General features: G+C 63.8%; 19 protein-coding genes. 3 read left to right on the top strand and 16 right to left on the bottom strand.

The window, feature by feature from the left end; translation table 11 throughout:
* The 16 genes from P1L41_RS04795 to P1L41_RS04720 form a co-directional block, all read right to left on the bottom strand.
* Complete coding sequence (locus P1L41_RS04795) at positions 1 to 1,671, bottom strand: type II/IV secretion system ATPase subunit (RefSeq protein ID WP_276297728.1); 1,671 nt, start codon at positions 1,669 to 1,671, stop codon at positions 1 to 3.
* Positions 1,672 to 1,685: 14 nt separating this feature from the next.
* Positions 1,686 to 2,447, bottom strand: coding sequence for an archaellum protein ArlH (gene arlH / locus P1L41_RS04790; RefSeq protein ID WP_276297727.1), 762 nt, complete (start codon positions 2,445 to 2,447; stop codon positions 1,686 to 1,688).
* Positions 2,444 to 2,899, bottom strand: a complete 456-nt coding sequence (gene arlG, locus P1L41_RS04785; RefSeq protein WP_276297726.1) for an archaellum stator protein ArlG — start codon at positions 2,897 to 2,899, stop codon at positions 2,444 to 2,446. Before arlG ends, arlH begins: the two co-directional genes overlap by 4 nt.
* 1 nt (position 2,900) lies before the next feature.
* Positions 2,901 to 3,335, bottom strand: a complete 435-nt coding sequence (gene arlF, locus P1L41_RS04780; protein ID WP_276297725.1) for an archaellum stator protein ArlF — start codon at positions 3,333 to 3,335, stop codon at positions 2,901 to 2,903.
* On the bottom strand, positions 3,319 to 4,935 hold the full coding sequence (locus P1L41_RS04775; protein ID WP_276297724.1) for a FlaD/FlaE family flagellar protein: 1,617 nt from the start codon (positions 4,933 to 4,935) through the stop codon (positions 3,319 to 3,321). Before P1L41_RS04775 ends, arlF begins: the two co-directional genes overlap by 17 nt.
* A gap of 250 nt (positions 4,936 to 5,185) precedes the next feature.
* Entirely contained in the window at positions 5,186 to 5,710 is a 525-nt protein-coding gene (locus tag P1L41_RS04770) for a chemotaxis protein CheD (RefSeq protein WP_276297723.1), read from the bottom strand.
* Positions 5,710 to 6,927, bottom strand: coding sequence for a chemotaxis protein CheC (locus tag P1L41_RS04765; protein WP_276297722.1), 1,218 nt, complete (start codon positions 6,925 to 6,927; stop codon positions 5,710 to 5,712). Before P1L41_RS04765 ends, P1L41_RS04770 begins: the two co-directional genes overlap by 1 nt.
* Positions 6,928 to 7,287, bottom strand: a complete 360-nt coding sequence (gene cheY, locus P1L41_RS04760; RefSeq protein ID WP_276297721.1) for a chemotaxis protein CheY — start codon at positions 7,285 to 7,287, stop codon at positions 6,928 to 6,930. It lies immediately after the preceding gene.
* 107 nt (positions 7,288 to 7,394) lie between these two features.
* Positions 7,395 to 9,521 (bottom strand): hypothetical protein, encoded by a 2,127-nt coding sequence (locus P1L41_RS04755; protein ID WP_276297720.1) that lies wholly within the window; start codon positions 9,519 to 9,521, stop codon positions 7,395 to 7,397.
* Complete coding sequence (locus tag P1L41_RS04750) at positions 9,521 to 9,997, bottom strand: hypothetical protein (protein ID WP_276297719.1); 477 nt, start codon at positions 9,995 to 9,997, stop codon at positions 9,521 to 9,523. The genes P1L41_RS04755 and P1L41_RS04750 overlap by 1 nt, the downstream gene beginning before the upstream one ends.
* Positions 9,998 to 10,039: 42 nt before the next feature.
* Positions 10,040 to 10,603 (bottom strand): DUF7500 family protein, encoded by a 564-nt coding sequence (locus P1L41_RS04745; protein ID WP_276297718.1) that lies wholly within the window; start codon positions 10,601 to 10,603, stop codon positions 10,040 to 10,042.
* A 78-nt stretch (positions 10,604 to 10,681) separates the two neighbouring features.
* On the bottom strand, positions 10,682 to 11,284 hold the full coding sequence (locus P1L41_RS04740) for an archaellin/type IV pilin N-terminal domain-containing protein (protein ID WP_276297717.1): 603 nt from the start codon (positions 11,282 to 11,284) through the stop codon (positions 10,682 to 10,684).
* Between the two features lie 264 nt (positions 11,285 to 11,548).
* Entirely contained in the window at positions 11,549 to 11,824 is a 276-nt protein-coding gene (locus P1L41_RS04735) for a DUF7521 family protein (RefSeq protein ID WP_276298437.1), read from the bottom strand.
* Between the two features lie 132 nt (positions 11,825 to 11,956).
* A complete protein-coding gene (locus tag P1L41_RS04730) occupies positions 11,957 to 12,292 on the bottom strand; it encodes an ArsR/SmtB family transcription factor (RefSeq protein WP_276297716.1) in 336 nt (111 codons plus the stop codon).
* A gap of 155 nt (positions 12,293 to 12,447) precedes the next feature.
* Positions 12,448 to 13,173, bottom strand: a complete 726-nt coding sequence (locus P1L41_RS04725) for an RAD55 family ATPase (protein WP_336399761.1) — start codon at positions 13,171 to 13,173, stop codon at positions 12,448 to 12,450.
* A 105-nt stretch (positions 13,174 to 13,278) separates the two neighbouring features.
* Positions 13,279 to 13,713 carry a chemotaxis protein CheW gene (locus P1L41_RS04720; protein ID WP_276297715.1) on the bottom strand — a complete coding sequence of 145 codons (435 nt, stop codon included), beginning with the start codon at positions 13,711 to 13,713 and terminating at the stop codon, positions 13,279 to 13,281.
* Between the two features lie 177 nt (positions 13,714 to 13,890).
* Here P1L41_RS04720 and cheB point away from each other — a divergent pair, with 177 nt between their 5' ends.
* The 3 genes from cheB to P1L41_RS04705 are packed head-to-tail and all read left to right on the top strand — an operon-like array spanning position 13,891 to position 17,806.
* A complete protein-coding gene (cheB, locus tag P1L41_RS04715) occupies positions 13,891 to 15,024 on the top strand; it encodes a chemotaxis-specific protein-glutamate methyltransferase CheB (RefSeq protein ID WP_276297714.1) in 1,134 nt (377 codons plus the stop codon).
* Positions 15,024 to 17,000 (top strand): chemotaxis protein CheA, encoded by a 1,977-nt coding sequence (cheA, locus tag P1L41_RS04710; protein WP_276297713.1) that lies wholly within the window; start codon positions 15,024 to 15,026, stop codon positions 16,998 to 17,000. Before cheB ends, cheA begins: the two co-directional genes overlap by 1 nt.
* Positions 16,997 to 17,806 (top strand): CheR family methyltransferase, encoded by an 810-nt coding sequence (locus P1L41_RS04705; RefSeq protein WP_276297712.1) that lies wholly within the window; start codon positions 16,997 to 16,999, stop codon positions 17,804 to 17,806. Before cheA ends, P1L41_RS04705 begins: the two co-directional genes overlap by 4 nt.
* Positions 17,807 to 17,809 lie beyond the last annotated feature (3 nt).

Raw genomic sequence — 17,809 nt, 5'->3', positions numbered from 1 at the left:
TTACTCCGGCCGGGCGACGTTGAACGGGATGCCCTCGATACCGTCGCGCTGGAAGTCGGAGATGAAGTCGTTGACCTCGTGGTACCCCAGGATGCCCTCCTGGATAGCGCGTTCGATGAGGTTCGCGCGGAACTGCAGGTCGTCGTAGATGTCACGCGTGTCCTCGTAGCCGAGCAGCGTCGCGATCTGCTCCTCTAAGACGTAGGAGTTGTTCATCCCCTGGAAGACGATCTCGTCCTCGACGGGGTCCCAGTTGAACGCCTGGCGGGTGACGACCCCGTCCATCTCCTTGGAGTAGCCCTCTATCTCCTGGACGCTCGTGACCCGGCGCAGGACCTGGTCGCCCTGCTTGACCCGGTTCTGGAACAGCGCCACGTCGGCGACGTCCATGAACGTCTCGGGGACGTTGATGGGTTCGCCGGTGAAGCGCTGGATCATCGAGACGATGTCGCTCGCGTGGAAGGTCAGCATCACCGGGTGCCCGGTCTGGGCGGCCTGGAAGGCCATCCGCCCCTCCTCGCCACGGACCTCGCCCACGATGATGTAGTCGGGGCGCGACCGCAGTGCCGCGGCGACCAGGTCGAACATGTCGATGCTCGTCCCCTCTTCGCCCTCTCTGGTGAGCAGTTGCTGCCAGGTGTTGTGCGGGGGCAGCACCTCGGCGGTGTCCTCCGCGGTGTAGATCTTCGAGTCGTCGGGGATGAACGAGGTGATGGCGTTCAGCGTCGTCGTCTTCCCTGACGCCGTCTCCCCGACGACGAAGACGGTCTGTTCGTTCTCCAGACAGAGCCAGAGGTACGCCGCCAGTTCCGGCGACAGCGTCGCCCACTTCGTGATCTGGAAGATGGAGAGCGGAATCTCGTCGCCCTGCCGGATGGTCAGCGAGGGGCCCTTGAGGCTCACGTCGTCGGAGTAGATGAGGTTGAGCCGCGACCCGTCGGGCAGCGTCGAGTCGACGATTGGGTCGGAGTCGGAGACCGGGTCGCCGATGCGTTCGCCCATGTTGCGCAGCCACTGGTCGAACGCCTGCTCGGACTCCCACTCGACGGTGGTCTCTAGCATCCCGTAGACGCCGTGGTCGACGTGACACTCGCTGCGACCGATGACGTGGATGTCCTCGTTGGCCGGGTCGCGCATGACCGGTTCGAGCGGGCCCAGGCCGACGATGTCGCGATTGAGGCGATAGAGGATGTTCTCGTAGGTCTCCTGGGTCACCTCGACGCTGGTGACGTCGGTCAGGTTCGACAGGCGAGTCAGCACCCCGCTGTCGGCGTCCTCGTCGCGGACCTTCGTGGTCTCCTGGAGGAGCTCCTCGATGCGGTCGTCGTACTCGGCCTCGCTCTCCGGGGCGGGCTTGTTGACGCTCTTCTGGAGGAGGCGGTTACGGACCTTGTCGAAGACGACGCCCTCGTCCTGGTCGAGCTCCGGTTCGATGGCGTAGTACTTCATGTCCTGGCCGACGTCGCCGTAGATGTGACAGAAGATGGGGCCGCCGACCGGGTAGAGGACGTTCGGGCGGTCGGACTCGTAGTCGTCGTCGGCCTCCTCGATGAGCATCGGGAACTCCCCAGTGATCTGCTTGAACTTCTTCAGGTGGTCCCGCAGGTGTGGGCGCCGGGCGGCCATCTGTCGCAGTTCGTCGGAGGGTTTCGCACGACCGTGGTCTGTCATATCTTAAGTCACCTCTAGGCAACGCTCCGTGATTCGATGACGATGCCAGTCCCCGAACGAACGGAAAAGCCGATCGTGTCGCCGACCTGTTCACCCATCCCGGCAAAGCGCAGGACGTTGATCTGGCGGCGGACGTCGTTGCCCACCTCGATCATCTCCAGTTCGATGAAGACGTCCGCGATGGCCCGGAACGGCCCGATGGCCTCCTCGTCGAGCGTCGAGGGGTCCACCGTCAGCATGATGCACTTGCCCTGGGAGATGACGTCCCTGAAAAAGGAGATGATCTCCAGAGCGGCCTGGCGCTCGTCGTTCTGCCTGACGAGCGCCTCGAACTTGGGGTCGTTCCGGAGGATGGCGTCGAACGTGTCGATGACGACGACGTCGCTGTTCCACATCACCTCCGCCTCCATCAGCCGGCGGAGCAGTTCCTTGCGGTCCTCCTCGTCGTTGCTGCCCGAGAACGTGTTCGAGTCCCCGATGTCGGCGTGCAGGAAGAGCACCTGCTCGTCTAAGATGTGGTCGACCATGTCGTAGGACAGCGAGTGCATCTGGTCCAGGAAGCTCCCCACCGTCAGCTCGGTCGAGAGGTAGGTCACCTCGTGGCCCTCCTCACACAGGCCGTAGGAGAAGCGCTGGCTCAGGGCCGACTTCCCGGCCCCGTAGTCGCCCTCGACGAGGATGATGCTGCCGGGCGGGATACCGCCGCCAAGTTCCTTGTTCAGCCGGTCGTGGTCGTCCAGGCCCAGCGAGAACAGGTCCGTGCTTGCGAGGCTCATCGGTTGAACTCGAACACCTCCTCGTCGCCGTTGACGATGACCTTGACGCGGTGGTCACCGGTCGACAGCCCCGGCACTGATATCTCGACGCGGACCACGTCACCCGGGTTCCAGGCGTTCCCGCCGTTGGGCTCCAGCGTCACCTCGTAGGCGGTGACGAAGGTCCCGTTGACGAAGAGATCCATCTGGTCGGGTACCGGTGCGAGCCGTTCTGTTCCGGTGTTCTTGATGTGTATCGTGATGTTCTCCGTGCCGCTGTCGTATATCTCCGAACTGCCGGCGTCGGAGATGACCTCGACGTCGGTCCGGACGTCGCTGCTGACGTCTAACCCCTGTTCGGACAGGGCGTTGCTCAACTGGCCGACGCTGTCGGTGAACACGCCCGCGACGCTGGCGGCGATCATCATCGACGCGATGAAGATGATGAGGTGGGAGGCCGAGACGCTCGCCATCTCAGGGCACCTCCTGCGTCGATTCGATGCCGGGCCCCGTGACGAGTTTCACGCGGTCAGGCTGCGCGGTGAGGCCGGTCACGGTTATCTCGAGCGTCGTCTGGGCCACCCAGAGGTCCGTCTCGGTGTCGCCGTCGACGGCCGTCTGGTAGCCCGACTGGTACTCGTTGTCCACGAGGACGTCCACATCGCTGACCGCGAGTTCGGTCGAGCCCGTGTTCTCGACGGTGAGATCGAGCGTGTCGGTGTCAGGGTCGTAGGCCACGTCGGTCACGGTGATGTCGGTGTTCTGCTGTTCGAGCAGCGTGTCTCGCTGGTCGTCGCGGGCGTCGGATATCTGTTCGAGGCTGTTGGCCGACGCCGAGTAGAACATCCCGAAGCCGATGAACGCGGCGAGGAAGATGATGGCCGCCGAGCCACTAACGCTGAAGCCCATCGGCACCACCCCCGCCCACCAGTTTCGAGAGCGCGACGGCCTCCGGGCCGCTGTCCTCGTCGAGCTGCGAGATGTAGTGGAGGCTCTCGGTGTGGTGATCGATGGTGAGTCCGCCGCCGGTGTCGTCGATGTCGTCGAACCCGCGGAGGTAGTCTTTGAGCTGGTCGGCGACGGACTCGTCGATCCACCCGATCGTCTCGTAGTAGTCGAGGGCCCGGGCCGTCTCACGGTACCCCGTCTGCTGGACGAGGTACTCGAGCCACTCGACGATTATCAGGTCGGCAGCGAAGTCCTCCGGCATCGACGCCAGGTAGGGCTTGCCCTCGCCGGCGTCCGCCGACGCATCGGCCTCGGTGTCCGTCGACGCCGTCGGTTCCGGGTCGGCGGTTGTCTCGGGTTCCGAGTCAGTCGTCGGCGCCGGTTCGGCGACGGTTTCCGGCTCCGGTTGTGCGGTCGGCTCGGGTTCCGGGTCGGTGGTCGGTTCCGGTTCGAGGCCAGTCTCGTCGGATTCGGCGCCCGCGTCGGCGTCGTCCTCGATGACCTCGTCGAAGAGGTCGTCGTCTTCGAGGCCGTCGCCGCTCTCGTCGAACGCGTCGTCGCCATCGTCGAAGAGGTCGTCCTCGTCGTCCTCGACCGTCTCGCCGGCGTCGGCCGACGATTCCTCGTCCTCGTCGGCCCACTCGGCGTCGCCGGACTCGTACTCGTCTTTCAGTTCGGCGAACGACTTGCCACCGTCGCTGTCGTCGCCGTCGTCGTCCATGCTCATGCCGTCGTCCATACTCATGCCATCGTCCTCCAGATCGTCGTCGAAGTCGCCCTCGAAGTCCTCGTCGAACGACCCGCCGTCGTCCTCGAAACCGCCGCCGCTGTCGCCGTCGTCCGGGAATACGTCATCGACACCCCCGTCGTCCATCGACATGCCGCCGCCGGAGCCCTCGGACAGGTCCTCGTCGAAGAAGCCCTCGGCGTCGGCGTTGGCGACATCCTCGTCGAGGTCGTCGCCACCGTCGTCGCCGCCGTCGTCGTCGAACAGGCCGAACGACCCGCCGCCACCGCCCATACCGCCGCCACCCATGCCGCCGTCGACGTCGTCGGCGAAGGGGTTGACGCCGCGCGTGACCATCTCGTAGATGTCGAGCAGTTTCCTGACGTTCTCCTCGACCTCCTCGACGGACTCGGAGATGCTCTCGTTCTCGGTCCGGACGGTGTTGACCGTCGAGGACAGCGAGCCGACCTCGTTCTCCAGTTCGTCCAGGCGGTGTTCCAGTTCGTCGGTGTCGGGGCCGGTGGCGTCTTCCATCTCCCCGAACTCGTCGTCGCCGAACCCGCCCATGTCGTCGCCATCGTCGAGGCCACCGAGGCCGCCGAGGTCGTCACCTCCGCCGCCTTCTTCGGCCATCAGGCCGCCACCGTCTGCCATCCCACCGCCGTCTCCGTCGTTGTCGTCCTCGCTCTCGTCGCCCGACATAATCGAGTCGAACATGTTCTTGATGCTCATGCCGACGAGCCCACCCGAGAGCAACACTAGCAGCGCGGGTGCGAGTGCAACCACCTCCGTCGGGACGGTTGCGAGGGCCGGGACGAGAGCGAGACTACTCATCGTTTGTAAGTGATGGCTTCAGACACCCTTGAATGTTCCCTCTAGCGTATCACAGTTGATAATAAAACATAGTTTTCTCCGTTTTTTGGGTTGATTTTACGCTACCAGCATGAATTTTCCGGCCCAAATATAATTCCAGAGAACTACAGTAGAAATTTGTCTCAGGAGTCCGCGTGGCCGGCAGACGCCCGACTGCCGTCCGTCAGACGGCCACCGTGACAGCCAGGGCTTCGTGGATGTGTCGGGGCCGTCACAGCGTAGTCGATTCCGCGTTCGCGCTCTTGACCACGAGGTCGCCGGTACCTGCGTCGAGTTTGAGCGAGCGGCCATGGTCGCCGCCGACGTCCTCGCCCTCCAGCGGGATGCCGAACTCCTCGAGGGTCGCTCTGACCTGTTTCGCGTTGCGGGCGCCGATAGAGGAGCCGCTCTCCGAGAAGTCGAGCATGTCGCTACCGCCCGCGATTTTCGCCCGCATCGACCGCCTGCTCCCGCCGGCAGCTTCGAGCGCCTCGACCAGCGCCTCGACGCCGGAATCCGCGAACTTCGCCCGGTTGCCGTCGTCGATGTCGTCGGCCGTCGGCAGCATCACGTGGACGAGGCCGGCGACACCCGAGACCTCGTCGTAGATGCCGACGCCGATGCACGAGCCGAGGCCGCTGGTCGTCAGGACGGCGTCGTCGGTCGTCGTCTTGTACTCGGCGATGCCGACCTTGATGCGTTCGGGCTCCGCCGTCTGCTCGTCGTCGGTCGACTGACTCCCGTCGTAGACCTTCATTATTCGAAGATTTGCTCGACGTTCGCGTCGGTCTCGTCCGCTCGGTCGACGTCCAGGTCGTCGAGTGCCTGTCGCAGTTCCTGCTCGTTTGGCAGCGCGTGAATCTCGGCCTCGAACTCGATGTCGTCGGTCTTCATCTTCGAGTCGATGATGAAGGCGTGTTCCTGGTACTGGCCGACCTGCGCAGCCAGCGGGTCCATGATGGACCGGCCCATGTCGTGGACCAGCCGCGGCGGGGTGTGGTCCACCGACGTCTGCAGCACGTTCGCCCAGCCGTCGACGAAACCGCTGGTCATGATGTTCCCGAGTTCTTCGATCGCCGATTCGTGCTGGGCGGTCAGCTCGTCGCCGTCCATCTCGATGGGCATCATCGCCTCGGCGACGTTGATAGCAGACATCTCGTCGAACAGCACCAGCAGATATCCGCTCGGCACGCCGGTGAACTCGACGACGGTCCCGACGTAGGTGTCGGTGCCGACCTGTTTGGGGACGTCGGTGATGGGCGCGAAACTGATCTGGCTCACCTCGGCCTCGGTCGGGATACCGGTCATCATCTCGACGTTGTCGGCGGCCTTCTGGGTCCCGCTGGTCGTCATCTCGTTGAACGTGTGCAGCTTGTCGATGGGGATGGCGTCGCCCTCGGTGTCGGCGTGTTCGGTCATCACCTCCGCGAACGCCTCGTACTCCGGGAGCATGTAGATGTAGAAGTTGACCGACTCACCGACCCACTCTATCTCCGACTTGAAGACGAACACTTGCTGGTGGTCGTCCGGGTGGCGTGCCTCCGGGAGCACGTCCTTGCCGGCCTTCTCGATGTACGTCGGCGGCGAGTGCTCGATGGCGGCCTCCAGGTAGTCGGCCCACCCGTCGATGAAGCCGCTCATCATGATGTTGCCGACCTCCTCGACGCCGCTCCGGGCCATCGCCTCGTCGTCGCTCCCGCCGGGCATCAGCGCCTCGACCAGCGTGTCCGCGGAGTCGGTATCGAAGACCAGCACGGTGTCGCCCTCGAGGACCCCGTCGAAGTCGAACTGGACGCCGACGAACTCCTGGCCGACGAGCGACTCGCCGACGTCCGTCCGGTCGACGAGCGTTATCTTGGTCACGTCGACGGACGCGTCGATACCCGTCATCTGCGCCAGCGACTGCGTCGCCTGCTGGGCGCCCTCGTGAGCCAGCTGGTTGAACGTGCCCAGCGACTGGATGTCGACGTTCATCTATGACGGGACGACGTCCTCGATAGCCTCGATGACACTCGGCTTCTGGAACGGTTTGGTGATGTACCCGTCGGCTCCCGCCTTGACCGCCTCTTTCATCTTCTCCTCCTGCCCGACGCTGGTGCACATGATGACGTTGGCGTTCGGGTTCGCGGACTTGATCTCGTCGGTCGCCTCGATGCCGTCCCGGATGGGCATCACGATGTCCATCATCACGAGGTCCGGCGTCTCTTCTTTGTACACCTCGACGGCTTCCACGCCGTTCTCGACCTCCCCCACGATAGTGTGGTCTTCCTCGAGAATCTCTCGAAGCAGGTTACGCATAAACTCGGAGTCGTCGGCTATCAGTACGTCGGGCATGACCTATCAATCCGAAGGTAGCCAGATTAGATAGATAAAACTGACCCGTAAATTATCGTGCGTGATACCGTACGACGGCGCGGGGATTGAGGTCCTGGAGACCACCCTCAGAGCGAGGGGAGCGAGCCGGCGAGCACTCGGACGAGGTCGAAGGCGTACGTCCCGTACCGGAAGTACACGAGCGCGCCGAGGAAGACGTACGCGGTGGTGAATCCGGCGGGGAGAGCCAGGCCGAGGGCAGTCGTCCGTTCGGAGACACGCTCCGGAACGACCGTCCGCCCGACGACGGCGCTCGCGCCGAGCGCTGCCGTCGCGAGATTCGCCAGCGCGTGGAACTGGACCGCCTCACCGACCGCCAAATCGAGAGCGAGAACCCCGCCGAGGACGACCAGCAGTCCCAGCCCGACGCTGCAGAGGTACGACCCGGCAAGCCAGCGCGGGGCGTCGGTCGCCGCGCCCCTGACGGCCGGGATTCGTGCAACACCGTACGCCGCCAGCGGGACCACCGGGTGGATGTAGCGCACGGTGAGCATACTGTGGAGCGGCAACCGAGAGAGGTAGATGACGGTCATGACGACGGCCAGCGCAGCGACCAGCAGGTCGGTCTGTCGGGTCGGAGAGAGTGTGCTGGGGGAGAGTGATTGGAGCGTCGGTTGTTCCGAAGCCGCCCTCGCGTCGCCCAGCCTCCGCTGTAATCGTCGGCCGAGGAGAACGGGGAAGACGGCGAAAGCACCTAGGAGCGGCATAGCTTCGGTGAGCGCGAGGTCGATGGTCTCGTAGTCGTTCGCAGCGTTGTTGACGCCCGGCAGATTTCCGCTCCGGACGAAGATAGCGGCCAGTCGCTCGGGGTCGTCGAGCACGCCGACACCGTCGGCGACGGCACCCACGGTGAACCCGGAGATGGTATCGGCTTTCGAGAGTGCGGCCGTTACAGCCCCGATGGCTGGCGTTATCAGCGGGAGTTGCCCATCCGTCGCGCTGTCGGCGGCGGACGAGCCCTCACCGCTACCCGCTGCGCTGCTGCTCGTGCCGCCGCTGGACTCCGTTCCGCTGCCGTCCGTCGCCTCATCGCCCCCACCACTATCAGCGCCTGCTCCGTCGCTCTCACCACCCGGTCCGCCAGCGCTCTCGCCTCCAGCGTCCCCAGTCGCCTCACCTCCAGCCCCCGGGAAGTTATCGGGGACGAATTCGACGTCACCACCGCCGACATTGGGCAGCAACCGGGGCGGTTCGGCCGGGTTCCCCGAGATGGCGTAGTTCGTCGCCAGCATCGGCGTCGAGGCGACGAGCAAGGCGAGTCCGATAACAACCAACCGACGCGGGCTGTTCGACCGCGCGGTCAGCACGTCGACGAGCGCCAGCGTCGCCACGAGGAAGAGCGCCTCGAAGGCGTGCGTCCAGGTCACGAACCCGGCGAGCGCGTAGGCACCGGCGCGTGCCCTGAGTGCCCCGCGACCGTCGGTCCGGTGGCGGCTCACCGCGAAGGCGTAGACCGTCGCGAGAGTCAGCATCGCGACGAACGTGTGGCGCTTCGGAAGCGTCGCCCAGAACCCCACGGGCGTCGCCACGCCGAGGGCGACACCACCCGCGAGTCCGACTCGGCGCCCGTGCAGCAGCGAGAGGAGGCGATAGAACACCAGTCCAGCGGTCGCTGCGGCGACGAGCGTCGAGAGCTGGTAGGCGGCGAGGGCGAGCTGGTCCCGGGGGAGGTCAGTCGCGGTGAGGAGCGTCCCGGTGAAGAGGACAGCGACGGCGAGACTCCCAGCAGTCAGCGTCCGGGTGCGGTCGAAGTGGGGCAGCCGACTCGTCTGGTCGACAAGCACCAGCCCGAGCCCGGACCACAGTCCCGCGAGGAGCAACCGGGGGTCCGCGAGCACCGAGAGCCCTTCGAGCAGCCAGACGAACGGCACCGCGACGGCTAGTTGCCCGTAGTTCCGGCCGTAGAGGAGTCCCTCGAACCGGTGAAGACCCGGTTGTGAACCCAGCGTCAGCGAGTAACGGATCTCGGTCACCGCGAGGCTCCCCTGCGAGAGGGCGACTAGCGTGTTCGCCGTCGCGTAGGTGTCGGTGATGAACACGCCGATGCGCCACGTCCCCCCGAGCGTGACCAGGAGCGCGAGCCAGAGGACCAGTCCGTACCGGTCGCCGAACAGCCAGCGGCCGAACGCCCGGAGTCGAGTGCGGAGGACTTCTCGCCCGAAGGCGTCGCTACTGAAAACCGACGACAGTGGCATCAGGACTGCACCTCGACGCTGACGTTCGCTCGATAGACAGTCTTCGACTCGGTGAAGCTCTGGACGCGAACGGTCAGCGTCGCGTCGTACGATTCGTTCCCGAGCTGTCCCCGCTCGAACGCCTGATCGTCCGGATCGAGACGGGTGGTCGACGCAGAGGTGAGCACCGCCTGGTCGGTGAGCGAGCGGTCGAGCGCCGGCACCTCGACGACGTAGATGAGTCGCGGACGGCCCGAGACGGAATCGACTTGCACGACAGCCGTGGGAACGCGGAGATAGTCGACGTCGGTCCCGAACCGACCGGGCGTGACGACGAGCTCGGTTGTGTCGATAGCCACGTCCCCGACCGACGCCGTCCCGTCGCCGAACTCGGTAGCCGGCGGCCCCGTCGCGTCGACGCCGACCAGTGGACCGGTGGCGACAAGTGACACCACGATGACCACAGCAATCAACAAATGAGGGTGCCGTCCGGCCATTACCTCCTCAACGAGGACGCCGGGATTTAAACCTCCCGCCGCTCAGAGTTCAAGGCCGTCCTCGTCGTCGACGGCCTCGATGAGGTCCGCGATGGTGTCGTCCGGGCCGAGGTTCGTGGATTTGACGAGGTCCTGGACGGTCGAGGACGGGTAGCGGACGGGGACGTTGGACTGCGAGAGAAGAATCCCGAGCACCTCCTCGACTGGCGTCGACCCGTCGAGTTGCCGGGCGTACCAGAGCAGCAGGCTTTCGAAGACGGTGACGATGTCGTTGGAGACGAGTTTCTGCTGGTCGACGCCGCCGTCGAACTTCGCCGTCACGTCGAAGCCGTAGCGCGCGTTCGACTCGTCCATCTGAGTTGCGAGCCATTCGTGGACGTTCGCGTCGGTGAACTCCGGGGTCTCGGGTTCCGGTTTCGGCTCGGGTTCGGGGTCCGGTGTCGGCGTCGCCTGTGTGCCCGGGCTGTCGTCGGTCCGAACGTCGGAGGAGACGACGTACCGGCTCTCGTCGATCTGCGTCACGTGCTCGTCGTCGGCGATGTCGAGCTCTTCAGGGGAGAGAATCTTGCCGTCTTCCGGGTTACCGTCGTCGGACCCCTGTGCCATACGCTATAGTGTGTGCAGGAGTGGTATAATTCCGTCGCTGGCGGGGGTTCGAGAGAAATCGAAAGAGAGTGCGCCGAGTTACAGCGTGACGGCGGAGTTTCCAGACAGGGTCTCCGGGACGACCAGGCGGACGGTCGTGGTACCACCGGACTGGGTGTTCATTCGAATAGTTGCCGTGCCACCTTCGCCAAGCCCAGTTCCGCCACGAACTTCCGCAGTGCTAATGACAATTCGTGCCCGGTCAGATGGATCATTAAGCACCTGACTTGACGAAATTGAGTTGTCATTGGTGTCCTGAACAGTTTGGACGCTGAATTCACTGCCGCCGTTGCTGGAGTGATCTCCCTCAGTCAAGTCTTCCGAGCCAGATGAGTCGACATACTGGAGAATGGTCGCGCTGAGGTCGATATTTCCGGCACCCGGTGCCTTTTTAACCGTGATTTCAACAGTATCGACGGTATCACCGGTAATGCCAGTCCCAACTGCACTTACCACTTCAAGCCGGTTCGTCACTTGGTCGCTGCTCTGTTGTCCGGTCTCCTCGGCACTGCTCTGCAGGAAGCCGGCCGTGTTGATCAGGACGCCCGCGGCGATCGCGGCGACAAGCACCATCGCGATGAACACGATGAGCGTGCCGATACCGACCTGCCCGCGGTCGTCGTCGTTGTGTTCCGTGAACATTGATATTCCGGGTCTGTCTGACCCTACCAGAATCGTTTGAGTCGTCAGTAATAATACCTCCCCCCAAAATATCTGTACTGATAACGCCTTTGTCAGCCCACAAGGTCCGCAAAATCGATATTAACGGTGCTCAATACTTGGTCAGTTTCAAGTGGAAGTATACGAGTTCGCATCAGTGCTGAAATCGTCGTTTGACTCGGAATCACGCGTGAAAACAATTTGCACAGTGCATCTACAGGCCGATTCGTCGTCTCGCACGCGCGGTCAGTCGTACGTGATGAGACTGTACATCACGAACAGGTAACCGAAGGTCGTGAGGCCGCTGTTGACGAGCAACAGCGATTTCACGCCTTCGAAGTCGTTGATGAAGGCGCTGATCATGGTGGCGGCCGCGCCCGCGACAGCGAGCGAGAAGCCGAGCGAGAGGTGAAGCATCGCCTCCCGCGATGTCTGGACGTACGCCCGCATCGCCATCCCGACCATGGTGAGTCCGGCGACGACGAACACGAGCGTCGTGATGGCGTAGAGAAGTTCAATCACCGGCATTACTCTGGGGTACAGGAGAACCGGTCTTAAATCCACGCACTAAAATATCTCTCGTGATAACCGATAAGAACGTCGGAGAATCGAGTAGAGCGGTTGTAGAACCCTCAGAACACTGTATTCTGGTCGCTATCCGTCGGAGAGGGTCCGCCAGGCTTCGTCGAGCTTGTTCGTCACTTCCGAGCGTTCCTCGACGTTGACCGACAGCTCCTCCTCGAAGTCGACACACACCTCGTCGACGTTCCGGCGGTACACCTTGATGCGCCGGCGGTCGTCCGAGAGGATGTTGTCGTGGAGTTCGAGCAGGTCGTGTTCTGTCAGTTCGTCGATGCGACGGTAGCAGGTCGCGATCGGAATCCCGAGCTCGTCGCTCAGCTCCTGAGCCGACACCGGCTCGTCGGTCGCGTCGAGTATCTCGGCGCTGTATTTGTTCCCCAGAGTCTGGAGAATATCCGCTGAGGACATCGTTATCAAAACATGAATTTTTCCGATAATAAAACTATCGCTGCTGATAGGCGGGTGAAATGATTGATTTTGTAGAGCCCGGCTTACTTCTCGATTTCGGACGACAGTAGGCCTAAAACCGCCATTTCAACCGTCAATAATAACGAAACATCCCGTTAAATTGGGGGATCCTGCTCGCCCATCATCGAGAACGCGCTGGCGTTCGGGTGGATCTGGATGCCACCCCAGTCGATCTCCATCGGGAAGATGTCGGTCTCGATGTTCTGCTTGCGCATCTTCGCGACCCAGACGTACCGGTTCACTCCGGACTCGGTCGGCGTCTGGATGAGATAGATGTTGCCGTCCGTCAGGTAGTTGGCCAGCCCGATGTCGGTGTCCGGGAAGGTGGCGCCCTGCTCGTTGGTGATGAGCGACGTCAGCCCGTTCTCGCGGAGGATGTCGGTGAACTTCAGCAGGTACGTCCGTTTCTCCATCTCGTTGTCGAAGAAGAGCTCGAACATGGCCAGCGAGTCGAGGACCAGACGGTCGTACTGGTCGTCCTCGAGGTCGTCGAGGAGCAGGTCCAGCGACGAGGAGAAGTCGTTCTCACGCAGGAGGACCTGCTTGTCGTACACCTTGATGTCCCCGTTGTCGACGTACTCGGGCCACTTGTCGAAGCCGAGCGACTCAGCCGCCTCCCGGAGGTCGGACGCGTTCTCCTCGAACGTGAGGTAGATGCCGCTCTCGCCGAACTCGTCGACGCCGTTGTAGATGTACTGGAGACAGAGTATCGACTTCCCGGCCCCCGGGTTACCGCTGACCAGTGTCGTCGAGTTGGTCACGATGCCGCCGTTCAAGATATCGTCGAGCCCGTCGATGCCCGTTTTTGTGAGTTGAATCATTGTATCGTTCGAATCGTACAGTTGTGTGAGTGTTCGTCAGTGGTGTCGAGAATCCTGTCCGAACTGTGCGGTGGCTCGATGGCGACCAGACTGGCGCATGCTGACTCAGTCACGGGCGTGGACGACCCCGGGGTCCACCCAGATGACGAACTCCTCGTCGCGTTTGACGACACCGCGGATCGCACCGGTGTCGTCCGCCGGCGACTGGTCGACCTGGTCGGGGTCGACCTGGACGACCTGGAACACCTCGTCGACCAGCCAGCCGACGGCGCTCTGGTCCTCGACGATGTCCGGGTCGAAGACGATGATGCGCCGTCCCTCCCCCTCCTCGTCGAGACCGAAGACCGCCTTCGGGTCGACGATGGATGTCGTGCGCCCTCGCAGGTCCATCACGCCCTCGACGTACGGCGGTGCGTTGGGGACCTTGGTCAGCTCCCCGACGTCGACGATCTCGGTCACGTAGTCGATACTCACGCTGTACGTCTCGGTCCCGAGTTTGAATTCGAGGACTTGGCCGGTCGTGCCTGACTGTGCTGACATGGATGCTCGGCTATGTATCAGAACGTAGGGAAACAGGCCCGTATAAAACTGCCTGCTGGATTATCGACTTTGATTACGTGGGCGGAGTCTTTATTTCGGGGCCGAACTCGACTTCAACGTAGGTATGCGAAGGTCCCGCGCTTCGAAAGCGTTCAGGCTACGGGAGCGGCGGTGACGATGGTCGATGGTTCCACGAGTGCCGTTGTCGCCGACGATTCTCACTTCATGCGGAGTGTCATCTCTGACATCCTCGAGGAGGGCGGCATCGAGGTGGCGACACAGGCCCGAGACGGGGCCGAAGCCGTCGAGGCCGTCCGCACACACGACCCGGACGTCGTGACGATGGACGTCGAGATGCCCGAGATGAACGGCATCGAGGCCACCGAGCGGATCATGGCCGAGCACCCGACGCCGGTGGTGATGCTGTCGGCACACACCGACGAGAACGCCGACGTCACCTTCGAGGCGCTCGATAAGGGCGCCGTCGACTTCTTCACCAAGCCCGGTGGCGAGGTGTCGATGGAGATGTCACGGCTGAAAGACCAGCTGGTCGACATCGTCACGTCCGTCGCCGACGTGGACGTCACGGGCGGGGCGGCGAAGAACGGTGCGGGTGGGTCAACTGCGACGGCCGGGACCGGTACGGTATCAAGGAAATCCACGAGCACGCGGTCGGACGCCGCCTCCGATTCCACTGGGGTGCACGACGAACGTGAATTCGTCGACAACCCAACACTGCTTATCGGGTCCTCCACCGGCGGCCCCAAGATGGTCGAGACGGTGATGGAAGAACTCCCGACGGCGGCCGACTTCCGGGTCCTCATCGTCCAGCACATGCCCGAGGGGTTCACTGGCCGGTTCGCCGAGCGAATCGACGCCCGCAGCGACTACGAGGTCCGGGAGGCCCGCGACGGGGCTCGACTCGCCGGTGGGGAAGCGGTGGTCGCCGCCGGCGACTACCACATGGCGGTCAAGAACTACCGGAACGGCCGGCTCCGGGTGAAACTGAACCAGGACCCGCCGGTCAACAGCGTCCGACCGGCCGTCGACGTGACGATGGAGACGGCGGCGGAAACCATCGACGACCCCCTCGTCGGGGTCATCCTCACTGGGATGGGCGGCGACGGGGCCGACGGCATCCGCGCAATAAAGGGCGTCGGGGGCCACACCATCGCACAGGACGAGGCGACGTCGGCCGTCTACGGGATGCCGAAACGCGCCGTCGAAACGGGCTGTGTGGACGACGTGCTTCCCATCGAGGGGATCGCAGGCGGCATTCTCGATACGATTACCACTGAGGTGACCAGATAATGGAGGACCAGTATCTCGACGCGTTCATCCGCGAGAGCGAAGAGGCGATAACGGAACTGAACAACTCGTTGCTCGATCTGGAGTCCGACCCGTCGGACCGGGAGGCGATGGACTCGATATTCCGGACGGCCCACACGCTGAAGGGGAACTTCGGCGCGATGGGATTCGACGACGCCGCGAACTTAGCCCACGCGGTCGAGGACCTCCTGGACGCGATGCGGCAGGGGGAGATGGACGTGACGCCCGACGTGATGGACCTCGTGTTCGCCGGCGTCGACCAGATAGAGGTCATCGTCAACGAGATCGAAGCCGAGGGCGAGTCACAGACGGACACCGACGAGATGGTCGAGCAGTTGCGGACCGTCCTCGGAGAGGGGGCCGCCGCGGCGGGTTCGACCGGCGGTGGCGGTGAGCGCAGTGGTGACAAGGCGGTTTCGAACGGCGACGCGCCCGGTGGGGACGTCTCGGTCGACACTGATATCGAAGTCGCCGACGCCGACGAGCGCGTCGTCCACGTGACTGTCGACGTCGGCGAGTCGGACATGCTCGGGGTCGACGCGATGCTCGCGATGGAGGCCATCGAGGAGCCGTTCGACGTGCTCGGCTTCGAACCGGAGCGGGCGGCCATCGAGGACGGGGAGTTCGACGAGACGTTCGTCCTCTACCTCGACGCCGTCGACGCCGCCACGGTCGACGCCGAGCTCGGCTCTATCGGGAAGGTGGACGCCTTCGAGGCGACCGACGTGACCGACGCCCTCTCGGACGAGGGGGAAGACGACGAGGCCAACGTCGCGGATTCCGGCGGCACAGACGCGACGAAAGAGGACGAACACAGCGTCGACGAGATAAAATCCGTCCGCGTCGACGTCGACCAGCTGGACGACCTCCACGGGCTGGTCGAACAGCTGGTCACCAGCCGTATCAAGCTCCGCCGGGCCGTCGAACAGGACGACGTCGACTCGGCCGGCGAGACGCTGAACGAGCTGGACAAGATAACCGCGAACCTCCAGAACACGGTGATGGACATGCGGCTCATCCCGTTGAAGAAGGTCGTCGGGAAGTTCCCGCGGCTGGTCCGTGACCTCTCGCGCGAACTGGAGAAGGACGTCGACTTCGAGATCGAGGGCGAGGACATCGAGCTCGACCGGACCATCCTCACCGAGATCTCGGACCCGCTGATGCACATCCTGCGCAACTCCGTGGATCACGGCATCGAGAGCCCCGCGGAGCGCGAGGCCGCCGGGAAAGACCCGACGGGCCACATCACGCTGCGGGCCTCCCGCGAGCGCGACCACGTCATCATCGAGGTCGAGGACGACGGCGCTGGCCTCGACGTCGAGGGTATCAAGCAGAAGGCCATCGAGAAGGGCGTCCGCTCGCCCGAGGAGCTGGAGGCGATGGACGATTCGGCCATCTACGACCTCATCTTCCACCCGGGGTTCTCGACGGCCGACGAGGTGACCGACACCAGTGGCCGCGGCGTCGGGATGGACGTCGTCCACGACACCGTCACCCAGCTTGACGGTTCGGTGGACGTCGACTCGACGCCCGGCGAGGGGACCACGGTGGCGCTTCGCCTCCCGGTGACGATGGCCATCGTGAAGGTGCTGTTCGTCGAGGTGGGCGACGAGGAGTACGGCATCCCCATCAAGAACGTCGACGAGATCACCGCGACGAACGCCGTCAAACAGGTCAACGGGACGGAGGTCATCAAACACAACGACGACATCTACCCGGTCATCCACTTAGACGAGACGTTCGACGTCGAGGGCGCACACACGAACGGCGACGGGATGCTCGTGCGCATCCGGGAGTCGGAACGACAGGTCGCCCTGCACTGTGACTCGGTCAACTCCCAGGAGGAGGTGGTGGTCAAACCGCTCGAGGGCATCCTCTCGGGGACGCCCGGCCTCTCGGGGACCGCGGTACTGGGCGACGGGAACATCGTCCACATCTTAGACGTGGTGACGCTATGAGCAAGGGCAGCGACCGGCAGTTCCAGCAGCTGGTGGAGTTCATCGGCGCGGAGATGGACTTCGAGTCCGGGTTCTACAACGATTCGTATCTCGACCGCCGTATCAGTGCCCGGATGCGCCGGACAGACACCGACTCGTACCGTCAGTACCGGCGGCTGCTCGAACGAGAGACCGAGGAGCGCGAGCTGCTGCTCGACTCGCTTTCGATCAACGTCACCGGGTTCTTCCGGAACCCCGAAGCGTGGGAGTCGCTGCGGCCAGTCCTGCGGGACCTGACCGAGAACAACCGGTCGGTGCGGCTCTGGTCGGCCCCGAGCGCCGACGGACGCGAACCGTACTCGGCGGCGATGCTGGCCCTCGACGATCCCGAAATCGACGCGCGGCGTATCGAGATCACTGGGACCGACATCAACGCCGACATCTTAGAGGAAGCCCGCGCGGCTACCTACGAGACGTCACAGACGACCGACATTGCGGAGGAGCTCGCGCCGCTGGACGATTACTCCGAGTACATCGACCAGGACGGGAACACCTTCCGCGTTCGCAAGCGGGTGCGGGATATGATCACCTTCGAGCAACACGACCTCATCCGCGGCGACCCCAAGCGGGACTTCGACCTGGTGTTCTGTCGGAACCTGCTCATCTACATCGACTCGGAGTTCAAGGTCCCCATCTTCGAGACCATCCGGAACTCGCTGCGCGAGGGCGGCTACCTGATGATAGGCATGACCGAGACGCTCCCGGCCGCGTGTCGCGACGACTTCGAACCGGTCCACAAACAGCACCGCATCTACCGCCGGGTGTGAGCC

Source organism: Haloarcula ordinaria, from assembly GCF_029338275.1.
Classification (GTDB): Archaea; Halobacteriota; Halobacteria; order Halobacteriales; family Haloarculaceae; genus Haloarcula; species Haloarcula ordinaria.
Note: the sequence above shows the minus strand (reverse complement) of the source record. Positions and strands in the feature narration are given on the sequence as shown.